Origin of the sequence: Natrinema saccharevitans, assembly GCF_001953745.1 — an archaeon.
Lineage (GTDB): Archaea > Halobacteriota > Halobacteria > Halobacteriales > Natrialbaceae > Natrinema > Natrinema saccharevitans.
Map to the genome: position 1 here is coordinate 831,132 of NZ_LWLN01000001.1, position 17,022 is coordinate 848,153.

At 69.7% G+C, this 17,022-nt stretch carries 22 protein-coding genes and 1 pseudogene; 5 read left to right on the forward strand and 18 right to left on the reverse strand.

The window, feature by feature from the left end; all coding sequences use genetic code 11:
• Nucleotides 1-57: 57 nt before the first annotated feature.
• Nucleotides 58-1,008, forward strand: a complete 951-nt coding sequence (locus tag A6E15_RS04295; protein WP_076144018.1) for a phytoene/squalene synthase family protein — start codon at nt 58-60, stop codon at nt 1,006-1,008.
• Nucleotides 1,009-1,070: 62 nt separating this feature from the next.
• Nucleotides 1,071-1,223, forward strand: a complete 153-nt coding sequence (locus A6E15_RS20775) for a hypothetical protein (RefSeq protein WP_175607204.1) — start codon at nt 1,071-1,073, stop codon at nt 1,221-1,223.
• On the opposite strand, the gene A6E15_RS20780 is transcribed toward A6E15_RS20775, so the two are convergent.
• The 4 genes from A6E15_RS20780 to A6E15_RS04310 form a co-directional block, all read right to left on the reverse strand.
• Nucleotides 1,224-1,385 carry a hypothetical protein gene (locus A6E15_RS20780; RefSeq protein WP_175607205.1) on the reverse strand — a complete coding sequence of 54 codons (162 nt, stop codon included), beginning with the start codon at nt 1,383-1,385 and terminating at the stop codon, nt 1,224-1,226.
• A gap of 95 nt (nt 1,386-1,480) precedes the next feature.
• Nucleotides 1,481-2,380 (reverse strand): bisanhydrobacterioruberin hydratase, encoded by a 900-nt coding sequence (gene cruF, locus A6E15_RS04300; RefSeq protein ID WP_076144021.1) that lies wholly within the window; start codon nt 2,378-2,380, stop codon nt 1,481-1,483.
• Complete coding sequence (locus tag A6E15_RS04305; protein ID WP_076144023.1) at nt 2,373-3,245, reverse strand: prenyltransferase; 873 nt, start codon at nt 3,243-3,245, stop codon at nt 2,373-2,375. The genes cruF and A6E15_RS04305 overlap by 8 nt, the downstream gene beginning before the upstream one ends.
• A 112-nt stretch (nt 3,246-3,357) precedes the next feature.
• On the reverse strand, nt 3,358-4,854 hold the full coding sequence (locus A6E15_RS04310; RefSeq protein ID WP_076144025.1) for a phytoene desaturase family protein: 1,497 nt from the start codon (nt 4,852-4,854) through the stop codon (nt 3,358-3,360).
• A 157-nt stretch (nt 4,855-5,011) separates the two neighbouring features.
• Here A6E15_RS04310 and A6E15_RS04315 point away from each other — a divergent pair, with 157 nt between their 5' ends.
• Complete coding sequence (locus tag A6E15_RS04315; protein ID WP_076144028.1) at nt 5,012-5,710, forward strand: SDR family NAD(P)-dependent oxidoreductase; 699 nt, start codon at nt 5,012-5,014, stop codon at nt 5,708-5,710.
• A gap of 65 nt (nt 5,711-5,775) precedes the next feature.
• On the opposite strand, the pseudogene A6E15_RS21855 reads toward A6E15_RS04315, so the two are convergent.
• Nucleotides 5,776-6,228 (reverse strand): annotated as a pseudogene (locus tag A6E15_RS21855) (TSUP family transporter); the annotation flags it as partial.
• 67 nt (nt 6,229-6,295) lie between these two features.
• Here A6E15_RS21855 and A6E15_RS20245 point away from each other — a divergent pair.
• Nucleotides 6,296-6,490, forward strand: coding sequence for a hypothetical protein (locus tag A6E15_RS20245; RefSeq protein ID WP_139326564.1), 195 nt, complete (start codon nt 6,296-6,298; stop codon nt 6,488-6,490).
• A gap of 114 nt (nt 6,491-6,604) precedes the next feature.
• Here the strand turns inward: A6E15_RS20245 and A6E15_RS04325 are convergent, their stop codons facing one another.
• The 3 genes from A6E15_RS04325 to A6E15_RS04335 form a co-directional block, all read right to left on the reverse strand.
• Nucleotides 6,605-6,889: a translation initiation factor eIF-1A gene (locus A6E15_RS04325; RefSeq protein WP_074854731.1), complete on the reverse strand. Its 285-nt coding sequence runs from the start codon at nt 6,887-6,889 to the stop codon at nt 6,605-6,607.
• Nucleotides 6,890-7,032: 143 nt separating this feature from the next.
• Nucleotides 7,033-7,542, reverse strand: coding sequence for a YkgJ family cysteine cluster protein (locus A6E15_RS04330; RefSeq protein WP_076144031.1), 510 nt, complete (start codon nt 7,540-7,542; stop codon nt 7,033-7,035).
• A gap of 240 nt (nt 7,543-7,782) precedes the next feature.
• Nucleotides 7,783-8,544 (reverse strand): fumarylacetoacetate hydrolase family protein, encoded by a 762-nt coding sequence (locus A6E15_RS04335; protein ID WP_076144033.1) that lies wholly within the window; start codon nt 8,542-8,544, stop codon nt 7,783-7,785.
• 123 nt (nt 8,545-8,667) lie between these two features.
• Here A6E15_RS04335 and A6E15_RS04340 point away from each other — a divergent pair, with 123 nt between their 5' ends.
• Nucleotides 8,668-8,907 carry a hypothetical protein gene (locus tag A6E15_RS04340; RefSeq protein WP_076144036.1) on the forward strand — a complete coding sequence of 80 codons (240 nt, stop codon included), beginning with the start codon at nt 8,668-8,670 and terminating at the stop codon, nt 8,905-8,907.
• A gap of 84 nt (nt 8,908-8,991) precedes the next feature.
• On the opposite strand, the gene A6E15_RS04345 is transcribed toward A6E15_RS04340, so the two are convergent.
• From A6E15_RS04345 to A6E15_RS04390, 10 genes are all read right to left on the reverse strand, one after another.
• Nucleotides 8,992-9,213 carry a hypothetical protein gene (locus tag A6E15_RS04345; RefSeq protein WP_076144039.1) on the reverse strand — a complete coding sequence of 74 codons (222 nt, stop codon included), beginning with the start codon at nt 9,211-9,213 and terminating at the stop codon, nt 8,992-8,994.
• Nucleotides 9,214-9,345: 132 nt separating this feature from the next.
• The gene (locus A6E15_RS04350) at nt 9,346-9,795 is read right to left on the reverse strand and encodes a hypothetical protein (RefSeq protein ID WP_076144041.1); all 450 of its coding nucleotides are present in this window, start codon (nt 9,793-9,795) and stop codon (nt 9,346-9,348) included.
• 275 nt (nt 9,796-10,070) lie between these two features.
• On the reverse strand, nt 10,071-10,856 hold the full coding sequence (locus tag A6E15_RS04355) for an adenosylcobinamide amidohydrolase (protein ID WP_076144044.1): 786 nt from the start codon (nt 10,854-10,856) through the stop codon (nt 10,071-10,073).
• Between the two features lie 2 nt (nt 10,857-10,858).
• Complete coding sequence (locus tag A6E15_RS04360; protein WP_076144047.1) at nt 10,859-11,908, reverse strand: pyridoxal phosphate-dependent aminotransferase; 1,050 nt, start codon at nt 11,906-11,908, stop codon at nt 10,859-10,861.
• Nucleotides 11,898-12,941: a nicotinate mononucleotide-dependent phosphoribosyltransferase CobT gene (gene cobT, locus A6E15_RS04365; RefSeq protein WP_076144049.1), complete on the reverse strand. Its 1,044-nt coding sequence runs from the start codon at nt 12,939-12,941 to the stop codon at nt 11,898-11,900. Before cobT ends, A6E15_RS04360 begins: the two co-directional genes overlap by 11 nt.
• A gap of 2 nt (nt 12,942-12,943) precedes the next feature.
• Nucleotides 12,944-13,531, reverse strand: a complete 588-nt coding sequence (locus tag A6E15_RS04370; protein WP_076148181.1) for an NTP transferase domain-containing protein — start codon at nt 13,529-13,531, stop codon at nt 12,944-12,946.
• Nucleotides 13,531-14,310: an adenosylcobinamide-GDP ribazoletransferase gene (cobS, locus tag A6E15_RS04375; RefSeq protein WP_076144052.1), complete on the reverse strand. Its 780-nt coding sequence runs from the start codon at nt 14,308-14,310 to the stop codon at nt 13,531-13,533. Before cobS ends, A6E15_RS04370 begins: the two co-directional genes overlap by 1 nt.
• Nucleotides 14,301-15,311 (reverse strand): adenosylcobinamide-phosphate synthase CbiB, encoded by a 1,011-nt coding sequence (cbiB, locus tag A6E15_RS04380; protein WP_076144054.1) that lies wholly within the window; start codon nt 15,309-15,311, stop codon nt 14,301-14,303. The genes cobS and cbiB overlap by 10 nt, the downstream gene beginning before the upstream one ends.
• Nucleotides 15,312-15,350: 39 nt before the next feature.
• Nucleotides 15,351-15,998: an HAD family hydrolase gene (locus A6E15_RS04385; RefSeq protein WP_076144056.1), complete on the reverse strand. Its 648-nt coding sequence runs from the start codon at nt 15,996-15,998 to the stop codon at nt 15,351-15,353.
• Nucleotides 15,999-16,333: 335 nt separating this feature from the next.
• Nucleotides 16,334-16,945 (reverse strand): translation initiation factor IF-2 subunit beta, encoded by a 612-nt coding sequence (locus tag A6E15_RS04390; protein WP_076144058.1) that lies wholly within the window; start codon nt 16,943-16,945, stop codon nt 16,334-16,336.
• Between the last annotated feature and the right edge of the window lie 77 nt (nt 16,946-17,022).

The window sequence follows — 17,022 nt, forward strand, 5'->3', positions numbered from 1 at the left end:
ACTCTCCTGTCGTACCGTATACATCCGTTCGCCGGCGGGTAGGGTCAGCAACAGAGAATGCAACAGGAACACATCGACGCAGGCAAGGCGATACAGAAGCGGACCGGGAAGACGTTCTATCTCGCGACGCGGTTTCTCCCCGAGCGAGTGCGACACGCCACGCACGTCCTCTACGCGTTCTTTCGAATCGCCGACGAGGTCGTCGACGACGCCGCGGGCGTCGACCCGGCCCAACAGCGCGCACGACTCGAGGACCTCCGGGCACAGGCACTGGGAGAACGGGACTCCGGCGATCCGGTCCTCGAGGCGTTCGTCGAGCTTCGGGAGCGATACGACATCAGCGACCGCGAGGTCGACGTCTTCATCGACGCGATGGCGACGGACATCGACACCCACCGGTACGAGACCTACGCGGAACTGGAGTCGTACATGCGCGGGTCGGCGGCGGCGGTCGGCGTGATGATGACCGCCATTATGGAGCCCGAGGCCGAGGAGACGGCGATTCCTCACGCGGTGAAACTCGGTGAGGCGTTCCAAATGACGAACTTCCTGCGGGACGTTCGGGAAGACGTCGTCGAACGGGATCGGATCTACATCCCACAGGAGACGCTCCGGGAACACGGCGTCGATCCGGCCCAGATCGAACGCCTCGAACACTCCGAGTCGTTCGCGGCGGCGATGGCGGCCGAACTCAAGCGAACCGAGGAACTCTATCGCGAGGGGGTCGCCGGCATCCGGTATCTCCCCGAGGACTGTCAGCTACCCGTGTTGCTGGCGGCGGTCCTCTATGCGGAACACCACTCGCTCATCCGGGCCCAGGAGTACGACGTCCTCTCCGCAGAGCCGTCGCTGTCGACGACCCGGAAGCTGTGGTGTCTCGCGAAGACGCGCTGGCACTGGCACTGGAACCGGGATCCGGAAGCGGTGTTCCAGCGAGTGTCGGCGGTGCCGGCCGGCGAGCCCAGCCGTCACGGACCCGAACACGGCGACGGCGTCCCGACGCGGTAGTCTTTCAACCCCCTCGATATGGTGGCTACTCTTTCGTTGTGATCGGTCCCGTACCCGACGGTATGTCAACGGACACGGGGTCCGACATCACCGGCAACGACAGACGCATGGCCCGGACGACGGCGATCGGTCTCGGCGTCTGGCTCGCGATTACCGTCGCCGCGGTAGTGCTGTTGCTCCTGCTGGGCGACGCCATCTCGAGCCTGTTCGTCTGATCACTCCGAGACGTCGTCGGTCGTCAGCGCCGCCGTCTCGGCGACGATGAACTTCGCCAGCTTGCGCTTTTCGTGTTCGTCGACCAGGTGGTCCTCGAGTTGCCGATCGGTCCCGGGCGGCTCGCGACAGACGGGACACTCGAGGGGTTCTTTGGTCGCCATACGGTGGCCACGGGGGCCACGAGCAAAAGCGGGGGGCCGGCATACTCGGCCGCGTTCGACGCGGGCCGGAACCCGCGGTCGCGTTCGCGGGACCGTCACGTTCCCCGGAACATCCCGAGGTCGTAGCGGTCGGTCCGGAGCAGGCCGAGACAGAACGCGCCGGCCACCCCGGTTGCGAGCCAGTTTCCGTAGAGGAGGTTGATCGATCCCCACAGGAGGACGAAACTCACCAGGTCGTCCAGCGCGAACTCGCAGGCTCGGACGCGTTCGACGAGCGCTCGTCGGTCGAAGGCGATTTCCACGAGGACGACGGCGACCGTCCCCGAGAGGAGCCAGCCCCGGTAGTTCGAGAGGGGGACGCCGTAGTAGCCGCCGGGCGGGACGTACGACCAGAAGCCGATGGCGACGGCCGCCGGATCGAGGACCAGATCGACCGCCACCACGGCGGCGATCGCGCCGAGCAGTCGGGGAACGAGCCGAGCCCCACGGTCGCCCAGCGCCAGCAGCGTCAGCAGGTACGCGTTCAACACCAGCGGGACGAAAAACAGCGGCAGGGCAAGCGGCACCTCGCCGCCGAGCATCGGTCCGAGGCTGATCCCGTACTCGAAGGCTCCGTAGGGCCAGTCAGTCCGAACGCCCAGCAGTTCGATCCCGTAAGTGTAGGCGACCAGAATCGACAGCGGCAAGGCCGCCCGTCGGTCGATCTGCGGTAACAGGGCGACGACCAGCGGCGACCGCATCACCAGCGTCCCGAACAGGATCAGGAACGGGTTGTACGACAGCGCCGGCGGGAGCAGTTCCTCGGCGCTGGCGACCAGCGTCACCGCGCCGACGACCGGGAAGACGACCGCGATGGTAAACCGGTTCTCTCGGATCAGCGCCTCGAGGCGGCGCTGGACGGTCCCCCGGATCGAATCGTCGAAGGCCGCGTCGCCGGGACGCGGACTCGAGGCGTCGGCCTCTGACCCCGGCGCGGTCGGCTCGCTGCTATCCATACAGCAGCCTCCAGAGCCCGCCCATCGTCAGCACGGCCCCGACGACGGTGTTGATCGCCGGGAACCACCAGTACGCGCGGTCGACGGCGACGCTCGCGGTCGCGATGGCGGCCACGAGCGCGGGATAGACGAGCAGGAGGGCCCCCATCCGAACGTCGATCGCGCCGAAGGCGGCCGCGCCGGCGAGCCAGCACGCGCCGCAGTAGGCGTAGGTTCGCCGTTCGCCGAGGACCGTCGCTGTCGTGCGAATGCCCGTCTCGCGGTCGGGCCCGATGTCGGGGATCGCGGAGAAGGTGTGCATCCCCATGGCCCAGAGCCAGCCGCCGACGATCGCGAGGAGCGGCGGTGCCGTCCCGGCGACGGTCGCGTACGCGGCGATCCCGGGCGTGACGTAGAGCCCGTTCGAGACGGAATCGAGCAACGGCGTCGTCTTGAGCCGTGCCGGCGGGGCGCTGTAGGCCGCCCCGAGAGCGAGGAAAGCCACGAGCCACGGCACCGCGGCCGTCCCGACCAGCGGGACGAGCAGGATCGGCAGCGCCGCACAGAGGCCGACAGCCGCCGGGACGTATCGCTGGCCGCGATACCGCACCTCACGCGCTCCCTTTTTCGGGTTCGCGGCGTCGATCTCCCGGTCGTAGAGGTCGTTGATGCCGTAGAGGAAGACGTTCCCCGGCAGGAGGAAGTAGGCAAACAGCGCGACCGTGGCCGGCGTGAACAATTCGGCGGGCGCGTCGGCGGCGTAGGCGACGCCGACGACGACCGGTCCCGCGAGATAGAGCCAGAACCGCGGCCGCGAGAGCGACAGCAGGTACGACAGCTGTTCGCCGAGATCGGTCTCGCCCGCCGCGGTCGGTTCCGAAGTCATCGATCGGGTCTCGAGGCTGGCCCGCGCCGACGTCCGCGGCGCGGTCGGTCGTCTCGCTCCGAGCGAACGAGTCGCCCGGTGCGTTCGGTCCGCCGGACTGCTCGAGCGGCCGTCACGGCGTGTGTGCGGTCCCGTGATCGTCGAGGACCGCCTCGGCGGTCAGTTCGCCGCTGATGAGACACATGGGCATGCCGATTCCGGGCGTAGTATCGCCGCCGACGAAGTAGAGTCCGTCGACTTCTTTCGAGCGGTGGGGCGGCCGGAAGAGCGCCGTCTGGCGGAGGGTGTGGGCCATCCCCAGCGCCGTCCCGTCGTGGCTGTTGTACCGGTTCGCGAAGTCGGAGACGGTGAACCGCTCCTCGAGGACGATCCGGTCCCGGAGGTCGGTGCCCGTGTTCGCGGCGATGTCCGCGAGGACTCGGTCGCGGTACTCCTCGCGGGTTTCGGGGGTGTCCTCGAGACCGGGCGCGATCGGAACGAGGGCAAAGAGGGTGCTGTGGCCCTCGGGCGCGACGGTGTCGTCGGTCTTGGAGGGCACACAGAGGTAGTAGGCGGGATCGTCGGGCCACTGGGGGTCCTCGAAGATCCGATCGAAGTGGTCCTGCCAGTCGGTCGGCAGGACGAGCGTATGGTGTGCGAGGTTCTCGACCTCGCCCTCGACGCCCAGATAGAGCAAGAACGCGGAGGGCGCGTAGGTTCGCTCTTCCCAGTAGTCGGCGTCGTAGCCGCGTCGTTCGGGGGTGAGCAGTTCCTGTTCCGTGTGGGCGTAGTCGGCGTTGCTGACGACCAGATCCGCCGGGATCGGTCCGGAGGTGGTCTCGATCTCGAATCCGCCCGTGCGGCCCTTGATCTCCGTCGCCGGACGGTCCGTCTCGTACTCGACGCCGAGTTCCCGCCCGAGGTCGACGATTCCGTCGATGACCGCCCCGATCCCGCCGTCGGGGTACCAGACGCCGAGGTTGAAATCGACGTGACTCATCAGGTTGTACAGCGCGGGCGTGTTCGTCGGCGAGCCGCCCAAAAAGACGAGCGTGTACTGCATGATCTGCTGGAGCTTCGGATGGTCGAAGTAGCCCTCGACGTGGCCCTGCATCGACCCCAGCAAGGAGAGGCCGCGAGCCTGTCGAGCGACGTCGAGGTCGAGGTAGTCCCGCAGTCGCGGGCGGTCCTCGTAGACGAAGTGTTCCATCCCGACCTCGTAGTTCTCCTTCGACTTCTCGAGATAGCGCTCGAGGGCCTCGCCCGCTCCCCGTTCGTACTCCTCGAAGATGGCTTTCGTCCGCTCGAGATCGGGCGTGATGTCCACCTGATCGCCGTCCTTGAAGAAAATCCGATAGTGGGGGTCGAGGTGTTCGAGGTCGTAGTAGTCGCCCGGCGTCCGGCCGAAATTGGCGAAGAACCGCTCGAAAACGTCGGGCATCAGATACCACGAGGGCCCCATATCGAACCGGAACCCGTCTTTTTCGAGGCGACTCGCCCGACCGCCGAGCTGTTCGTTCTTTTCGATGACGCGTACGTCGGCACCCGCATCGGCGAGGTAACAGGCCGTCGAAAGCCCACCGATCCCGCCCCCGATCACGACGACCGACTCACCGGCCAGCGATTCCATGGTCGTACGTGAGTAGCGGCCCGGTGTTAAACGTGTGTCATACATAGGTAGGGAACCCGATCGGTTATCGGGGAGGGGTTCGCGTAGCCGGGGCGACGTGACGGATCGGCGTCTGGCCGTCCCGGGGATTCCTGTGGTTCAGTCCCGTAAGTGAAGTATGGACGGAACGACAGCCGTCGTGACCGGCGGCACTCGCGGAATCGGCCGGGCCGTCGCCGAGGCGTTCGCGGCCGACGGAGCGACCGTCGTCGTCGGCGCTCGAAACGCCGAGGAGGTCACAGCGACCGTCGACGAACTCGAGCGCGCGGGCGCGACCGCCGACGGGCACCGAACCGATGTCCGGGACGAGTACGACGTGGAGCGGCTGACCGAGACCGCCGCGCGGGCGGGAACCGCGAGCGGGATCGACGTCGTCGTCCCCGCGGCGGGCGTCTATCACGGCGAGCCGGGGGAGACGCCGACGGACGACGAGTCGTACGCGGCGTTCGACGATCACTGGCGGACGAACGGCCGCGGCGCGTACGCGACGATCCGCGAGTCGCTGCCCCACCTGACCGACGGCGCGCGGGTCCTCGTGCCGACGGGCGCGGTCGCTCGAGACGGGAGTGCGGGCTACGGTTCCTACGCGATCTCGAAGGCGACGGCGGAGGCGGTTGCCCGCGGGTTCGCCGCCGACACCGAGTACGTCGTCGGCTGTCTAGATCCGGGCATCGTCGCGACGGAACTCTCGGGCGGGACCGGCCGCGATCCGGCGTCGGTCGCGCCGATGTTCGTCTGGGCGGCGACCGAGGCCGCGCCGGAGACCGTCGACGGGGAGATCGTCGGGCTCCGAGAGTGGAAAGGGACGACGCGGTGAGGCGCCACGGCAGTCGGCGCTTCGAGGTCGCTCCCCGGCCGCGAGGCGAGTAGCGAACGGCGCGCTCAGAAGCCGCCGACGGCCATCAGGAACAGCGCGACGGCGATGATCGCGAACAGGCCGCCGACGCCTTTCTTGATCGTACTCGTGTCGAGCGCCGCCGAGACGTAGGGGGCGATCTGTCCGCCCAGCGTCGTCGCCGGCACCGTTCAGACGACTATGTTCCACGGCGTCGAGGCGAGGTCCATCGTGTGCCCGCCGGGTACGAGCCCGCCGCCGAAGACGTGAACGACCGAGGCCAACACGGCCGTCGTCGCGACGACGATGTGGTTGGTCCCGATCGCGACGCGAACGGGGACGTCGGTTCGAAGTATCGAGATGATACCCAGTTCACCGATTCCGAACCCGGCGAGCCCCTGAAAGACGCCGCCGACGCTGTAGTTGGCGAACCGCTCGAGGTAGCCGCTCCGGGAGTAACTGGCCCCCGCGGCTGTCCGATCGGTACGGCCTCTGTTCCCCGGCTACGAGCGGGGGACCACCTCTGTCGGTCGGATCGCGACGAACAGTTATGCTACCCCGTGCCGTATGGTACCACGGGAAACGAACATGCAAGAAATAGCGACGGAAACGGTCAGCTGTCCGCACTGTGGGACGAACGCGACGGTCGCACTTCCCGCAACGGACGTCGAGGTGAAAGTGCGGCAATCGGTCGCGGCGTTTGGCGACTACACGACCGTTACCTGTTCACAGGGCCACACCTACTGGGTGTACTTCTGTTAGCAGTTCGGTTCCGCCGTCCGAGTTTCCGTGGCCGAAGCGACGTGCCAGTGCCGTTGCTACGGAGCGGTGTCGTCTCGAGAGAAAGCTAGTAGTTGTCGGACCCGGTCGCGTGGTTCAATCGATGTGGCCTTCGCGACGCAGTTGATCCGCGTCCTGGCCGGTGTAGCGCCACTCGATGGTGGCTTTCTCGTCCTGCCAGTCCCACGGCTCGGCGACGACGATGTCGTCTTGCTCGATCCAGGTGCGGTATTTCATGCGCCCGGGGATGCGGCCGAGCCGTTCCTTGCCGTCTTCACACCGCAGTTGGACGTGGTTGCCACCGAGGTGTTCGGTTACGACGGCGAATACTTCATCGTTGTTGGGCATACGGAGGTTCCGTCGCCCGGAGTCTTCTGTCACAGTTTAACTACGTGCGGCAACCCTTTAAGCGCTTGGAGAGTCGCGGTAGCGTCCCCCACGATACTGTTCGACTATTTACCGATCAGGAGATGTGAGTACACGATCGGTCGTCGTCCCGCGAGCGGGGCCGATCCGGACCGCGGCTACAGTTCCCGATCCGAGTCGGGGTTTTCGAGTTCCCACAGCACTTCCGGCAGGAACGCCTCGAGGTTGTCGATGACCGACCGCTCGCTGACGTTCAACCCGTCGCAGTGATCGTGGGCCGAGTCCCTGATATCGACGTGGAGGTCGCCGTCCTCGAGCCGGACGGCGAGCGGAAAGACCGAACACCGGGCCGGCTTCCAGTCCTCCTCGAGATGGAGCGTACAGAGGCCGTCCTCGCGCAGGAAGGCACAGGCGTGGCCGTCCTCGGCGACGTGGTCGTCGCGGTCCTTGGGCTCGCGGGTGACGAACTTCTCGCCGCGGAAGTCGGTCGTCGTCTCCGCGAGGTTCGCCCGCTGGGCCAGCTCGAGGAGGTCCCGGTCGTACAGCAACACGCCGTGGTGACAGCACCACGTGCAGTCGTCGACGCACTCGAAGGTGAGGTCGGGGTCGAACTCGACGACGACCTCGCGGCCGGGGTAGACCTCGACGCGTCGGGTGTCGGCGCTCACGTGTCGTCGGTGGGCGGTCGTCGTGAAGTGCCTTTCTACCCCGGATTTGTGGCTGTAGTTAGAGTCCACGTTTCGTCCACGCTTTCTCGAAAGCCCCGACATCGCTCGAGTCGGGCGGCTCGCTGCGCGCTTCCCTCCGGTCAGTGCTTGCGTCGCCGTCCTTCCTCGAGCGATGTCGCCCCTTTCAGTCCCGCCCGGCGGTGGGTTGGTGGGGCCGTCGCACGTCCTAGCCGAGGCCGCCTATGCGCGGATCGTTTCGGTTTCGAGCGGCAGGGTCTCGCGCTCGCTCGCGTCGACGACGGTGTTGCGGAGCGTCCCGACGCCCTCGTAGGTGATCTCGACGGTGTCGCCGGGTTCGACGAGGCCGGGATTGGCGGGACTGCCGAACGAGACCACGTCGCCGGGTCGGAAGGTGAACCGCTCGGAGAGATACGAGATGATCTCGTCGGGGTCGAACAGCATCAGTTCGGTGTTTGCCTCCTGGCGGCGCTCGCCGGCCACGTCGGTGTGCATGTCGATCCCGGTCGGGTCGACGGCCGTCTCGATCCACGGGCCCAGCGGACCGGAGGCGTCAAAGGCCTTCCGGGGCGTGCGCTCGCCCTGATCGAGCGCGTCCATATCGTTCATGATCGTGTAGCCCCGGACGACCTCGGAGACCTCGTCCTCGGAGAGGTTTCGGCAGGGCTCGTCGATGACGGCTGCGAGTTCGCCGGCGTATGTCACCTCGTCGCTGAACGACGGGTACGGCACCGGATCCCGGTGGCCGACCAGCGACGCCGGCGGCTTGATGAAGAAGTCCGGTTCGTCCGGGCGCTCGTACTCCATCTGGTCGATGGTCGCCGCGAAGTTCCGGCCGACACAGTACAGCGCCGAAGGCTCACAGGGCGGCAGGAAGTCCGCGTCCGTTCCCACCTCGTGGACGCCGTCGTCCGTATGCACGACGCCGTCCTCGTACCGTCCCGATACCGGTCCGTCGTCGGTCGCGATCCGCGCGAGTTTCATTACCGGCGCTCTCGGTCCCTGCCGATTAGTCGTACCGGTTCCAGTTCGAATCGACCGACTCGGCCGCAACCGGGCAGATGCAGGCCCAGTCTATACGCCGCCGCCCGGCGGAGGGGAACTCGCATGTCCGCACACTTCACCGACGACGACGAGGGGAAACGGGTCGTCAACGCCAACGGCGACGAAATCGGGATGATCAAAACGGTCAGCGGCGGGACCGCCCACATCGAGCCCGATCCGGGAATGACCGACACGATCAAGTCGAAACTCGGCTGGGGCGACCGCGACGAGGACACCTACCCGCTCGACGACGACCACGTCGAGTCGATCTCCGACGACGAGGTCCGACTGCAGCGCCTCTAAGGGGGCCTCTTCCGGTCACGTCGAGACGATGTATACGGGACGACAGCGGCCGCTCGAGCGACAACGGGTCGCGACTCCCCGAGGTCAGTCCTCGAGCAGCAGGTAGGTCCGACCGCCGCGGTGTTCGAGCGAGACGGCGTCGGCCTCGACGTTCGTCCGGACGAACTCCTCGAGTCCCGCTGCGTGGAGGTCGGTGACGTCGATGCGGCGTCGCTGTCGTCCGGACGGATCCGCGGCCGCAGTGACGGCAGTGTCGGCCTCGCTGCGCTCGGCCCGATCGTCTGTCCGCTCGACTGTCAGTTGCATACCGTTCAGTTGGACCGAGTGTTCATCAAACCGATCCGTCCGGAGTGAAAGTGAAAGTGCGGGACGGAGCGGCGCTCGGGGCGGAGGAGTTGCGTCTCGGTTCGGGCCGGCCGGGGATACGGTCGCGCCGTGTTACCCCAGCGTCTTGACCTCGACTTGCTGTGGCCCCTCGTCGGTCTCGAGGGTAACCGTCTCGACGATCGCCTCGCGGGCGCGCTCTCGCCACGCCGCGACCGAGTCGGCGTGTCGCTCGCGGAGCCGTTCGGCCTCGTCGGGGTCGGCGTCCGCGTCGGCCAGCGCCGACTCGAGGTCGGGGTAGTCGGCGACGACGTCGTCGGCGATGACGTCGGCCGGCGAGAGATGGATTGCACCGGTCAGTTCGGCGTCGTCGCGGCGGTAGACGTGGATCCGGGCCCGCATCCGGCCGTGAAACGGCGGCGTGACCCGGAGGACGGCGTCGCCGGGGTTCTCTCGCCCGTAGACGTAGGCGTCGACGGCGTCCTCCGGTGACAGTGCGATCGACCGGATGGCCCCCGGGTCGTCCTCGCCCGGCTGGTCGTCGGTGCCTGACGGATCGTCCATCGGCCGATGGTTGGACTCGAGGCGGATTAACTGTCGGATTCGAACCGCCGCCGTACTGGCACCGACCGCCGGTGGTTCGCGCTCGGAACCCGACCGAAGACTATTGGGATAGAAACGACAGCATTCCGTATGGACTGGGGCCTCCGAATCCGGAAGGACGTTCCGCCCTGGCTGTTCAAAGTCGTCTTGATCGTCGCGATCCTGCTGATCGCGGGCCTGCAGTACGTCGGCGTCCTGTAGCCGACGCCGAACCGGCGCGTCCGCGCTCGGGGATTTCACTCGAGCCGCGGCCGAAAGACCGCGGCGCGGCCGTCGGTGGAGACGCCGTAGGTCGCGTCGGCGACCGAATCCGGAGCGTCCGCGTCGCGGTCGGCGTAGTGGGCCCGGAGCGACGCCCGAACGGCGTCCCGAACGCAGGCGCGGGTCGCGCCACCGACCTCGGTCCCGCTACCGGAGAACTCGGCCGACCGGCCCTCGGGATCGTGGCCGACCACGATCGCGTCGGTCGTGGTCCCCGGAAACCCGGTTTCGGAAAGCAGCGTCGCGGCCTTTGCCTCCGCGGCGACGGCGATCAGGTTCTCGAGCGCGCCCGGCGCGAGCGCTCGCGTCGTGCCGACGACGACGTTGACGGTCCCCAGGCCCTGCCCGCAAGCCGACTCGTCGGACGCGAGGTCGTCGGGGTCGCTCCCGTCGGCTCGGCCCGTCGCCTCGCTGGACCGCTCGATCGGTAACGCGGCCGGGTTCGAGATCCCGGCGGTCGCGTAGACCGTGACCGGCCCGCGGCACGCGCCGCGCGCGTCGGCGATATCGACGCCGGTCAGCAGGGCCGGCCCGCGGCGCGTCGCGCCCGGCGGATCGAAGCCCGCCCGCTCGAGGCGTTCCCCGACGTAGGCGGCCAGATCCGTCCGTTCCCACCCCTCGGGCACCGAGAGGTTGTAGGCGTGATCGGCCGTCCGACGCCCGCCGTTCGGCCCGGTCGAGAGCCACTCGGCGTCCGGCCGGCTGACGCGGAGGACGCCGTCGCGCCGGACCGCGTCGTAGGCCGGGTCGGGTTCGGACATCGTCAGCCCTCGCTGCCCTCGTCGGCGTCGCGAACGCCCAGCGCCGCGAGCAGTCGGTCGTTCGCCGCGCGGTCCTTGACGGCGACGCGGACGTGTGCGTCCAGTCCGCGGAACGTCGTCGCGTCGCGGACGGCGACGCCGGCGGCCCGCGCGTCGGCGATCACCGTCGCCGCGTCGCGGTCACCAACGTCACACAGCAGGTAGGGGGCGTCCGAGGGGCGAACGTCGAACCGTTCCTCGAGGGCCTCGCGCAGCCGATCGCGCTCGTCCGCGACCCGCTCGCGCGTCTCGCGGACGAACTCGTCCCGTCGGAGGCAGTGGGCACCGACGCGAGCCGCCGGCGTGCCGAGCGACCACGATCGACGGGCGGTCTCGAGCGCGTCGCGTCGGTCGCCGCTCGCCACGGCGAACCCGGCCCGCAGTCCCGGCAGCCCGAAGAGCTTGGTGAGCGAGCGCGCGACGACGACGTTCTCGCGGTCCAGCCGCGCCGTCGACGGCCGGTCGGTGAACCCGAGGAACGCCTCGTCGACGAGCAGCGTCGTGTCGGCGGCGACACAGCGGGCCGCGAACGACGCGAGCGCGTCCGGGTCGACGGCGTCGCCGGTCGGGTTGTTCGGCGTACAGACGACCGCCAGCGCGCACGGCTCGAGGGTGGTCGGCCCGAGGTCGAGGAGGTCGTCGTAGCGGACGAACCGCGGGGCTGCGCCCTGTAGCCGGACCTCCCGGGCGTACTCGCCGAAGCTCGGGTACGGCACCAGCGCCTCGTCGCCCGGCTCGAGGACGGCCTCCATCGCCAGCCGGATCGCGGCGAGTCCGCCGGGGGTCGGGAGCACCCGCTCGGCCTCACAGCCGACGAACTCGCCTGCAGCGGCCCGGAAGTCGGGATAGTCGTCGTCCGGATAGCGCCGGGCCTCCGCGAGCGCGTCGCCGTACACCTCGGCCGCGCCGTCGGGGGTCCGAGGGTTGGTGTTGGCCGAGAAGTCGAGCAGGTCCCGGTCGGGCTCGCCGCCGTGGGGGACCCGCTCCCCTTCTCGGATCGCGTCAGGGTCCACGACCGTCCTCCGTCGCGTCGGCGCTCGGGTCGCCGCCCGCGTCCCCCTCGGCTTCGATCCCGAGGCGGGCACAGACCGCCTCGAGCCGGTCCCTGACCGCGGCCATCTCGCCGTCGGGGACCAGCGAGAGCGCGCCGCCCATGGCGACGCCCTCCTTGGCCTCGCCGGCGCAGTAGCGTTCCATCGCGACGTGGTCCCGTCCGTCGAAGCCGGGGTCCGTGACGGTGAGATCGCAGTCGACCCGCTCGCAGGCCGCCTCGAGTCGGTCGCCCTGCTCGTCGGCCACGAACGACGTGGTCGCGATCGACAGCGGGGCCTCGATCCCGGCGTGGCGCAGGGCGGCGGCGACGGCGATCATCTGCGTGCCGCCGGCCAGCGTCACCGCGGTCCCGGACTCGAGCGCGCCGGCGGCGATCCCGGCCACCGTCGGCTGGACGGGGTCCCCGACCGCTTCGATCGCCTCGAGCGGGCGGCCCTCGCAGTCGCCGGGCTCGAGATCGCTCGCGGTCAGGGCCTCGTCGACGACGCGGCGCTTGCGCTCCAGGGGGTTCTCGGGCAGCGACGAGGAGACGGCGGTCGGCTCGCCGAGCGCGGTGAGGACGCCGAGCGCGGTCGTCGTTCCGCCGGGGACCGTCTCGCCGATCAGCAGTTCGTCGTCGGGCAGACTCGCGCCGTAGTCGTAGGCGCGGTCGAAGGCCGCGTCCGCGCCCGGAACGGCGGCCGACTCGCGGACGTCCGCCCCGGGGTCGGCCCCGATCTCGACGGTCGGTGCGGCCGTCGACCGGACGAGCCCCGCGTCGACGATCGAGACGTCGAAGCCGACGACCTCGCGAACGGCGCGGGTCACGGCCGCGGGCGTCGGACAGCCGTTCGGGCTCACCGGCGTCACCGGCGACGCGACGGGTTCCCCGTACTCGAGGATCTCGACGTCCGCGGAGGGTGTGTGTTCCATCAGCTCCGGGGCGGCCCCGGCGGCGCTGATGCCGTCGATCAGGGCCGTCTCCGTCGTCCCGGCGGGGAGGACCACGCGCATGGTCAGCGCCCCTCCCCGTCTCCGGTCCGCAGCCGGTCGGCCGCGAGCCGTGCGTCTTCGCGTCGGTTCACGTTCACCGCGAGTCGTGGGTCGTAGGAGACGTCGGTCATGGATGGTGAATCGTCAGTCGTGCCGACCACGTTGACCCCGGTCGGCGCGAGGTGGTCGTCGGGCGCGAGTCGCGAGTCGATGCTGACGCCCAGTCGGCGCTTGAGCGCTGCTGGGACGCAGACGGTCCGCGAACCGCAACCGTCGCCGTGGGCCGCGAGGATCCGGTCGACGACAGTGGCCTCGAGCAGCGGCAGGTCCGCGGCGACGGTCAGGATCGGCGGGTCGAGGGCGGGACGCTCGAGGACGGCCACGAGATCGGCCACGTAGCCGTCGCCGGCCGTCTCGATCGTCCGGACGCCGTCGCGGCCCTCGAGATGGGTTCGCGTTTCGGGTGCGTTCGGCGAAACGGCGGCGTAGACGGTCTCGACCCGGCTCCCGCCGAGCGCCGACAGGACGCGATCGATCATGGCGGTCCCGGCGATCGGGTACAGGGGCTTCTCGCGGGGGCTCTCGAGGCGGGTCCCCTCGCCGCCGCACATCACGACAGCGTCCACGCGATCACCCCCAGGTGGACGCCGGCGACGCGACCGATCTCGTTGGCCGCGCCGAAGATATCGCCGTTGATTCCGCCGAGGTTGCGGTCGGCCCAGTACCACGGCAGGCCGATCCCGGCGACGGCACCGGCCAGCGCGACGGCGACGGGGAGCGGCCGGGCGAGTGCAGCGCCGACGCCGGCGGCCGCGGCGACGGCGATCGCGAGGGGCGACAGGAACGAGCCCGGCGCGGACGCGTCGGTGAATCCCTTGCCCATCCCGTCGTACGCGGCGCGGCCGAAACAGGCCATGGCGGCCATCCCGAGTTTCGTGCCGGTCTCGGCACCGATCGCGACGCCGACCGCCACGCGGACCGACAGCCCGGCCAGCCCGAGCCCGCCGAGCGCGAGCGCGACGATGGCGATCGCGACCGCGAGCAGCGCCCCGACGCCGGTCGTCGTGTCCTTCAGGACCTCGCGGCGCCGGTCGATATCACCGTGGACGACTGAGGCGTCGCCCAGATCCGCGATCCCGTCGAGGTGGTGGATCCCCGTCACGGCGTAGACCGAGAGCAAATAGCCCAGCGCGACGGTCGGCCCCCCGAGCGTCTCGACGGCGAGCAGCGGCAGCGCCGCGAGCACTCCGGCCACGAGACCGACGACCGGAAACGCCGCCGGCGTCGTCCGAAACGCCGTCCAGTCCCCGTCGCGGTAGCCGACGGGCAGCCGGGTCAGAAAACCCAGCCCGCCGCGGACGGCACCGATCCAGCGGCTGATCAGGCCCACTCGATCACCTCCGCCGGGGCGGTATCGTCGGTCGTCGGTACGGCCATCAACGGCTCGAGGTCGGGGACGAACGGCGTCGCCACGGTCGCGACGACGGCCGCCAGCGCGACCGCGACGGCGATCGAGACGACGGCCGCGCGACCGACGACGGCGACGGCCCGCTCGCCCTCGGCCAGCGTCGGCAGCTCGGTCTCGGGGTTGAGCGTGTAGACGCCCGCTTTCTCGAGGCGGACGCCGAGCGCGCAGGAAAGCGTCGCCATCGGCCAGCCGGAGTTGGGCGACGGCGGGGTCCGCGCCCACGCTCGAGCGCGGGCGAACGCGAGCGGGTCGACCGCGGCGACGGCGATCGAGACGGCCGCGAGGCGCGCGGGGAGGTACATGACGAGGTCGTCCAGCCGGGCGCTGGCGGTCCCGATCGGCTTCGAGGGGTAGCCCAGCATCGAGTCGAGGGTGTTGACGCCCTTGACCCAGGCGGCGGCCGCCGCGGCGGCCGGCAGCGAGACCGGCGCGAGGACGGCGAAGGGGACCAGCGTCGCGACCAGCCCGTCGGCGAGGTTCTCGGCCGCGCTCTCGACGGCCGCGCTGCGGATCCCGGCCGGCGAGAGGTCGCTCGTGTCCCGACCGACCAGCCCGCGGACCCGCTCGCGGGCGCGGTCGGGGTCCCCGTCGGTCGCCGCTACCACGTCCTCGGTCAACTCGAGCAGCGAGCGCAGGCTGGTCGTCAGAAAGAGGCCGAGCGCGGCGGCGACGGGGCCGGCCGTCGGATGCAACGGCGTCGCGCCGAGGACGAGGCCGCCCGCGACGGCGGCGGGGACCAGCGGCGCGAGGGCGGCGACGGCGACCCCGACCAGCCGCTGTCCCCGCTCGCCGTCGGTCCAGTCCCGGTCGACGGCGTCGACGAGTCGGCCGAACCAGGCCACCGGATGGACGGCCGTCGGCGGCTCCCCGACGAGCAGGTCGAGGCTGAACGCCAGCCCGAGAACCGCGAGTGTCGTTAACACACAGGCGTCGCCTCCATGCTAGTCGGAGAGGGGTAGCGCTCAGTCATTACTGCTGCGTTCGTCGGCCGACGACGCGGCCAGTCGGGCGGGAACGTCCGCGAGCGACAGTTCTTCGAGGAGCAACGCCGTGCCGCCGACGGCCTCGACCCCGCCGTCGGTTCGGGGGTCGTCGCCGACGTGAACGAGGTCGGCGGGCGCGACGCCGAGTTCCTCGGCGGTCAGTTCGAAGATTTCGGGGGCGGGCTTGCGCCAGCCACAGCCCACGCTCGAGACGACGGCGTCGAAGTCGTCGCGGTCGAACGCCGAGCGGACGAGCGTGCGGCCGACGAGTTCCGGCACGCTGCAGTTCGAGCAGATCGCGACGGGGCCGCGGTCGCGGGCGGCCGCGACCGCCTCGAGCGCGCCCGGCCGGGTCTCGACCGCGGGATCGAACGCCGCGACGACGGCCCGCCTGGCCGCGTTGCCATCGTAGTCGACGCCGCGGCTCGCGAGCGCCCGCGAGACGTGGGCCGGCAACGGTACCTCCGCGCCCTCGGGCGCGTCGACGTGTGGCTCCGCGTAGGCCGCGGCCCAGTCGTCGGGCACCCGAACGTCCCGTTTCTCGAGTTCGGCCGCGACCGCGGCGGCCGGATCGGCGGGTCGATCGGCGTCTACCAGCGTCCCGAAGAGGTCGAACGATACTCCCACGGTGGTGTGACTACCACAAGTCGACTTTAATTTCGCGATCCGCCGGCGGGGCCGGTGCCCGCTGGATAGGTCCGCATCCGTCGGTACCGTCGCGGCCAGTCGAACGGACGGTCGGTGCGATCGACCGCTCGCGGCCGCCTCGAGTCTGGTCGGGTCGGCTCGAACAGCGGCGGTTCGCCGACCGGGACGGCCGGTCGGCGGCGTCGTCACTGCGGTCGGAGTCGTCGAAACCGCGACCGCGACGAAAACGAGGCCCCAGCCGGTCTCCGGTCCGTCATTGCCGGCGACGGCAGGACGGCCGCGGTCCGACCGGGCGATCGGTACGGCGAATCGGCTCAGTCGAGCCGGGCGAACGCGAGGTTGCCCGAGATGTTCTTGATGTAGATGTCGACGACGTCGCCCTCGTCCGCGCCGGGGACGAAAATCGTGTACTCGCCTTTCTCCGCGACGCCGTCGCCCTTGCGGCCGGTGCCGGTGATCTCGACGGTGTAGGTCTTGCCCTCTTCGACGGCCTCCTGCTGTTGTTGCTGCTGGCTGGCCGTCGAGCGCTTGGTCACCGGACGGAAGGCACCGCAGGCGTCACAGCGCAGCATCGGCGTCCGGTCCTCGCGGACGAGGCGGGTGTCGGGCAGGCCACACTCCGAACAGAGGACGTACTCGTCGACGTAGGCGTCGATCGCCGCGTCGAAGTCCTTCTGGGAGAAGGTGCCGTTGTACCGGCCGCGGCCGTTCTCGAGTTTGCCGCTGGTACCGAGTTCGCGCTGGATGAACCGGTGGAGATGTTCGGTGTCCCGCGAGAGGACGTCCGCGATCTCGTCGAGGTTGGTAAAACGGGTGAACGCCCCGTCCTTCTGGGGCTCGGGATCGGGGATCTGCAGCCGCTGTTCGTCGCCCCCGATATCGGGGACCTCCTCCATCGCTCGGTCGAGGCTCGATTCGTAATCCATACTCAAGGGAAGACGACGGGAACGTAAATCCGTTCTGCTATCACGATCCGACCGCGAGAGCGGCCGCGTGACGGCCG

Coding starts and splice junctions, on each gene's coding strand:
- A6E15_RS04295 (WP_076144018.1), top strand. CDS start 58: ATGCAACAGGAACACATCGACGCAGGCAAGGCGATACAGAAGCGGACC.
- A6E15_RS20775 (WP_175607204.1), top strand. CDS start 1,071: ATGTCAACGGACACGGGGTCCGACATCACCGGCAACGACAGACGCATG.
- A6E15_RS20780 (WP_175607205.1), bottom strand. CDS start 1,385: ATGGCGACCAAAGAACCCCTCGAGTGTCCCGTCTGTCGCGAGCCGCCC.
- cruF (WP_076144021.1), bottom strand. CDS start 2,380: ATGGATAGCAGCGAGCCGACCGCGCCGGGGTCAGAGGCCGACGCCTCG.
- A6E15_RS04305 (WP_076144023.1), bottom strand. CDS start 3,245: ATGACTTCGGAACCGACCGCGGCGGGCGAGACCGATCTCGGCGAACAG.
- A6E15_RS04310 (WP_076144025.1), bottom strand. CDS start 4,854: ATGGAATCGCTGGCCGGTGAGTCGGTCGTCGTGATCGGGGGCGGGATC.
- A6E15_RS04315 (WP_076144028.1), top strand. CDS start 5,012: ATGGACGGAACGACAGCCGTCGTGACCGGCGGCACTCGCGGAATCGGC.
- A6E15_RS20245 (WP_139326564.1), top strand. CDS start 6,296: ATGGTACCACGGGAAACGAACATGCAAGAAATAGCGACGGAAACGGTC.
- A6E15_RS04335 (WP_076144033.1), bottom strand. CDS start 8,544: ATGAAACTCGCGCGGATCGCGACCGACGACGGACCGGTATCGGGACGG.
- A6E15_RS04340 (WP_076144036.1), top strand. CDS start 8,668: ATGTCCGCACACTTCACCGACGACGACGAGGGGAAACGGGTCGTCAAC.
- A6E15_RS04345 (WP_076144039.1), bottom strand. CDS start 9,213: ATGCAACTGACAGTCGAGCGGACAGACGATCGGGCCGAGCGCAGCGAG.
- A6E15_RS04350 (WP_076144041.1), bottom strand. CDS start 9,795: ATGGACGATCCGTCAGGCACCGACGACCAGCCGGGCGAGGACGACCCG.
- A6E15_RS04355 (WP_076144044.1), bottom strand. CDS start 10,856: ATGTCCGAACCCGACCCGGCCTACGACGCGGTCCGGCGCGACGGCGTC.
- cobT (WP_076144049.1), bottom strand. CDS start 12,941: ATGCGCGTGGTCCTCCCCGCCGGGACGACGGAGACGGCCCTGATCGAC.
- A6E15_RS04370 (WP_076148181.1), bottom strand. CDS start 13,531: ATGTGCGGCGGCGAGGGGACCCGCCTCGAGAGCCCCCGCGAGAAGCCC.
- A6E15_RS04390 (WP_076144058.1), bottom strand. CDS start 16,945: ATGGATTACGAATCGAGCCTCGACCGAGCGATGGAGGAGGTCCCCGAT.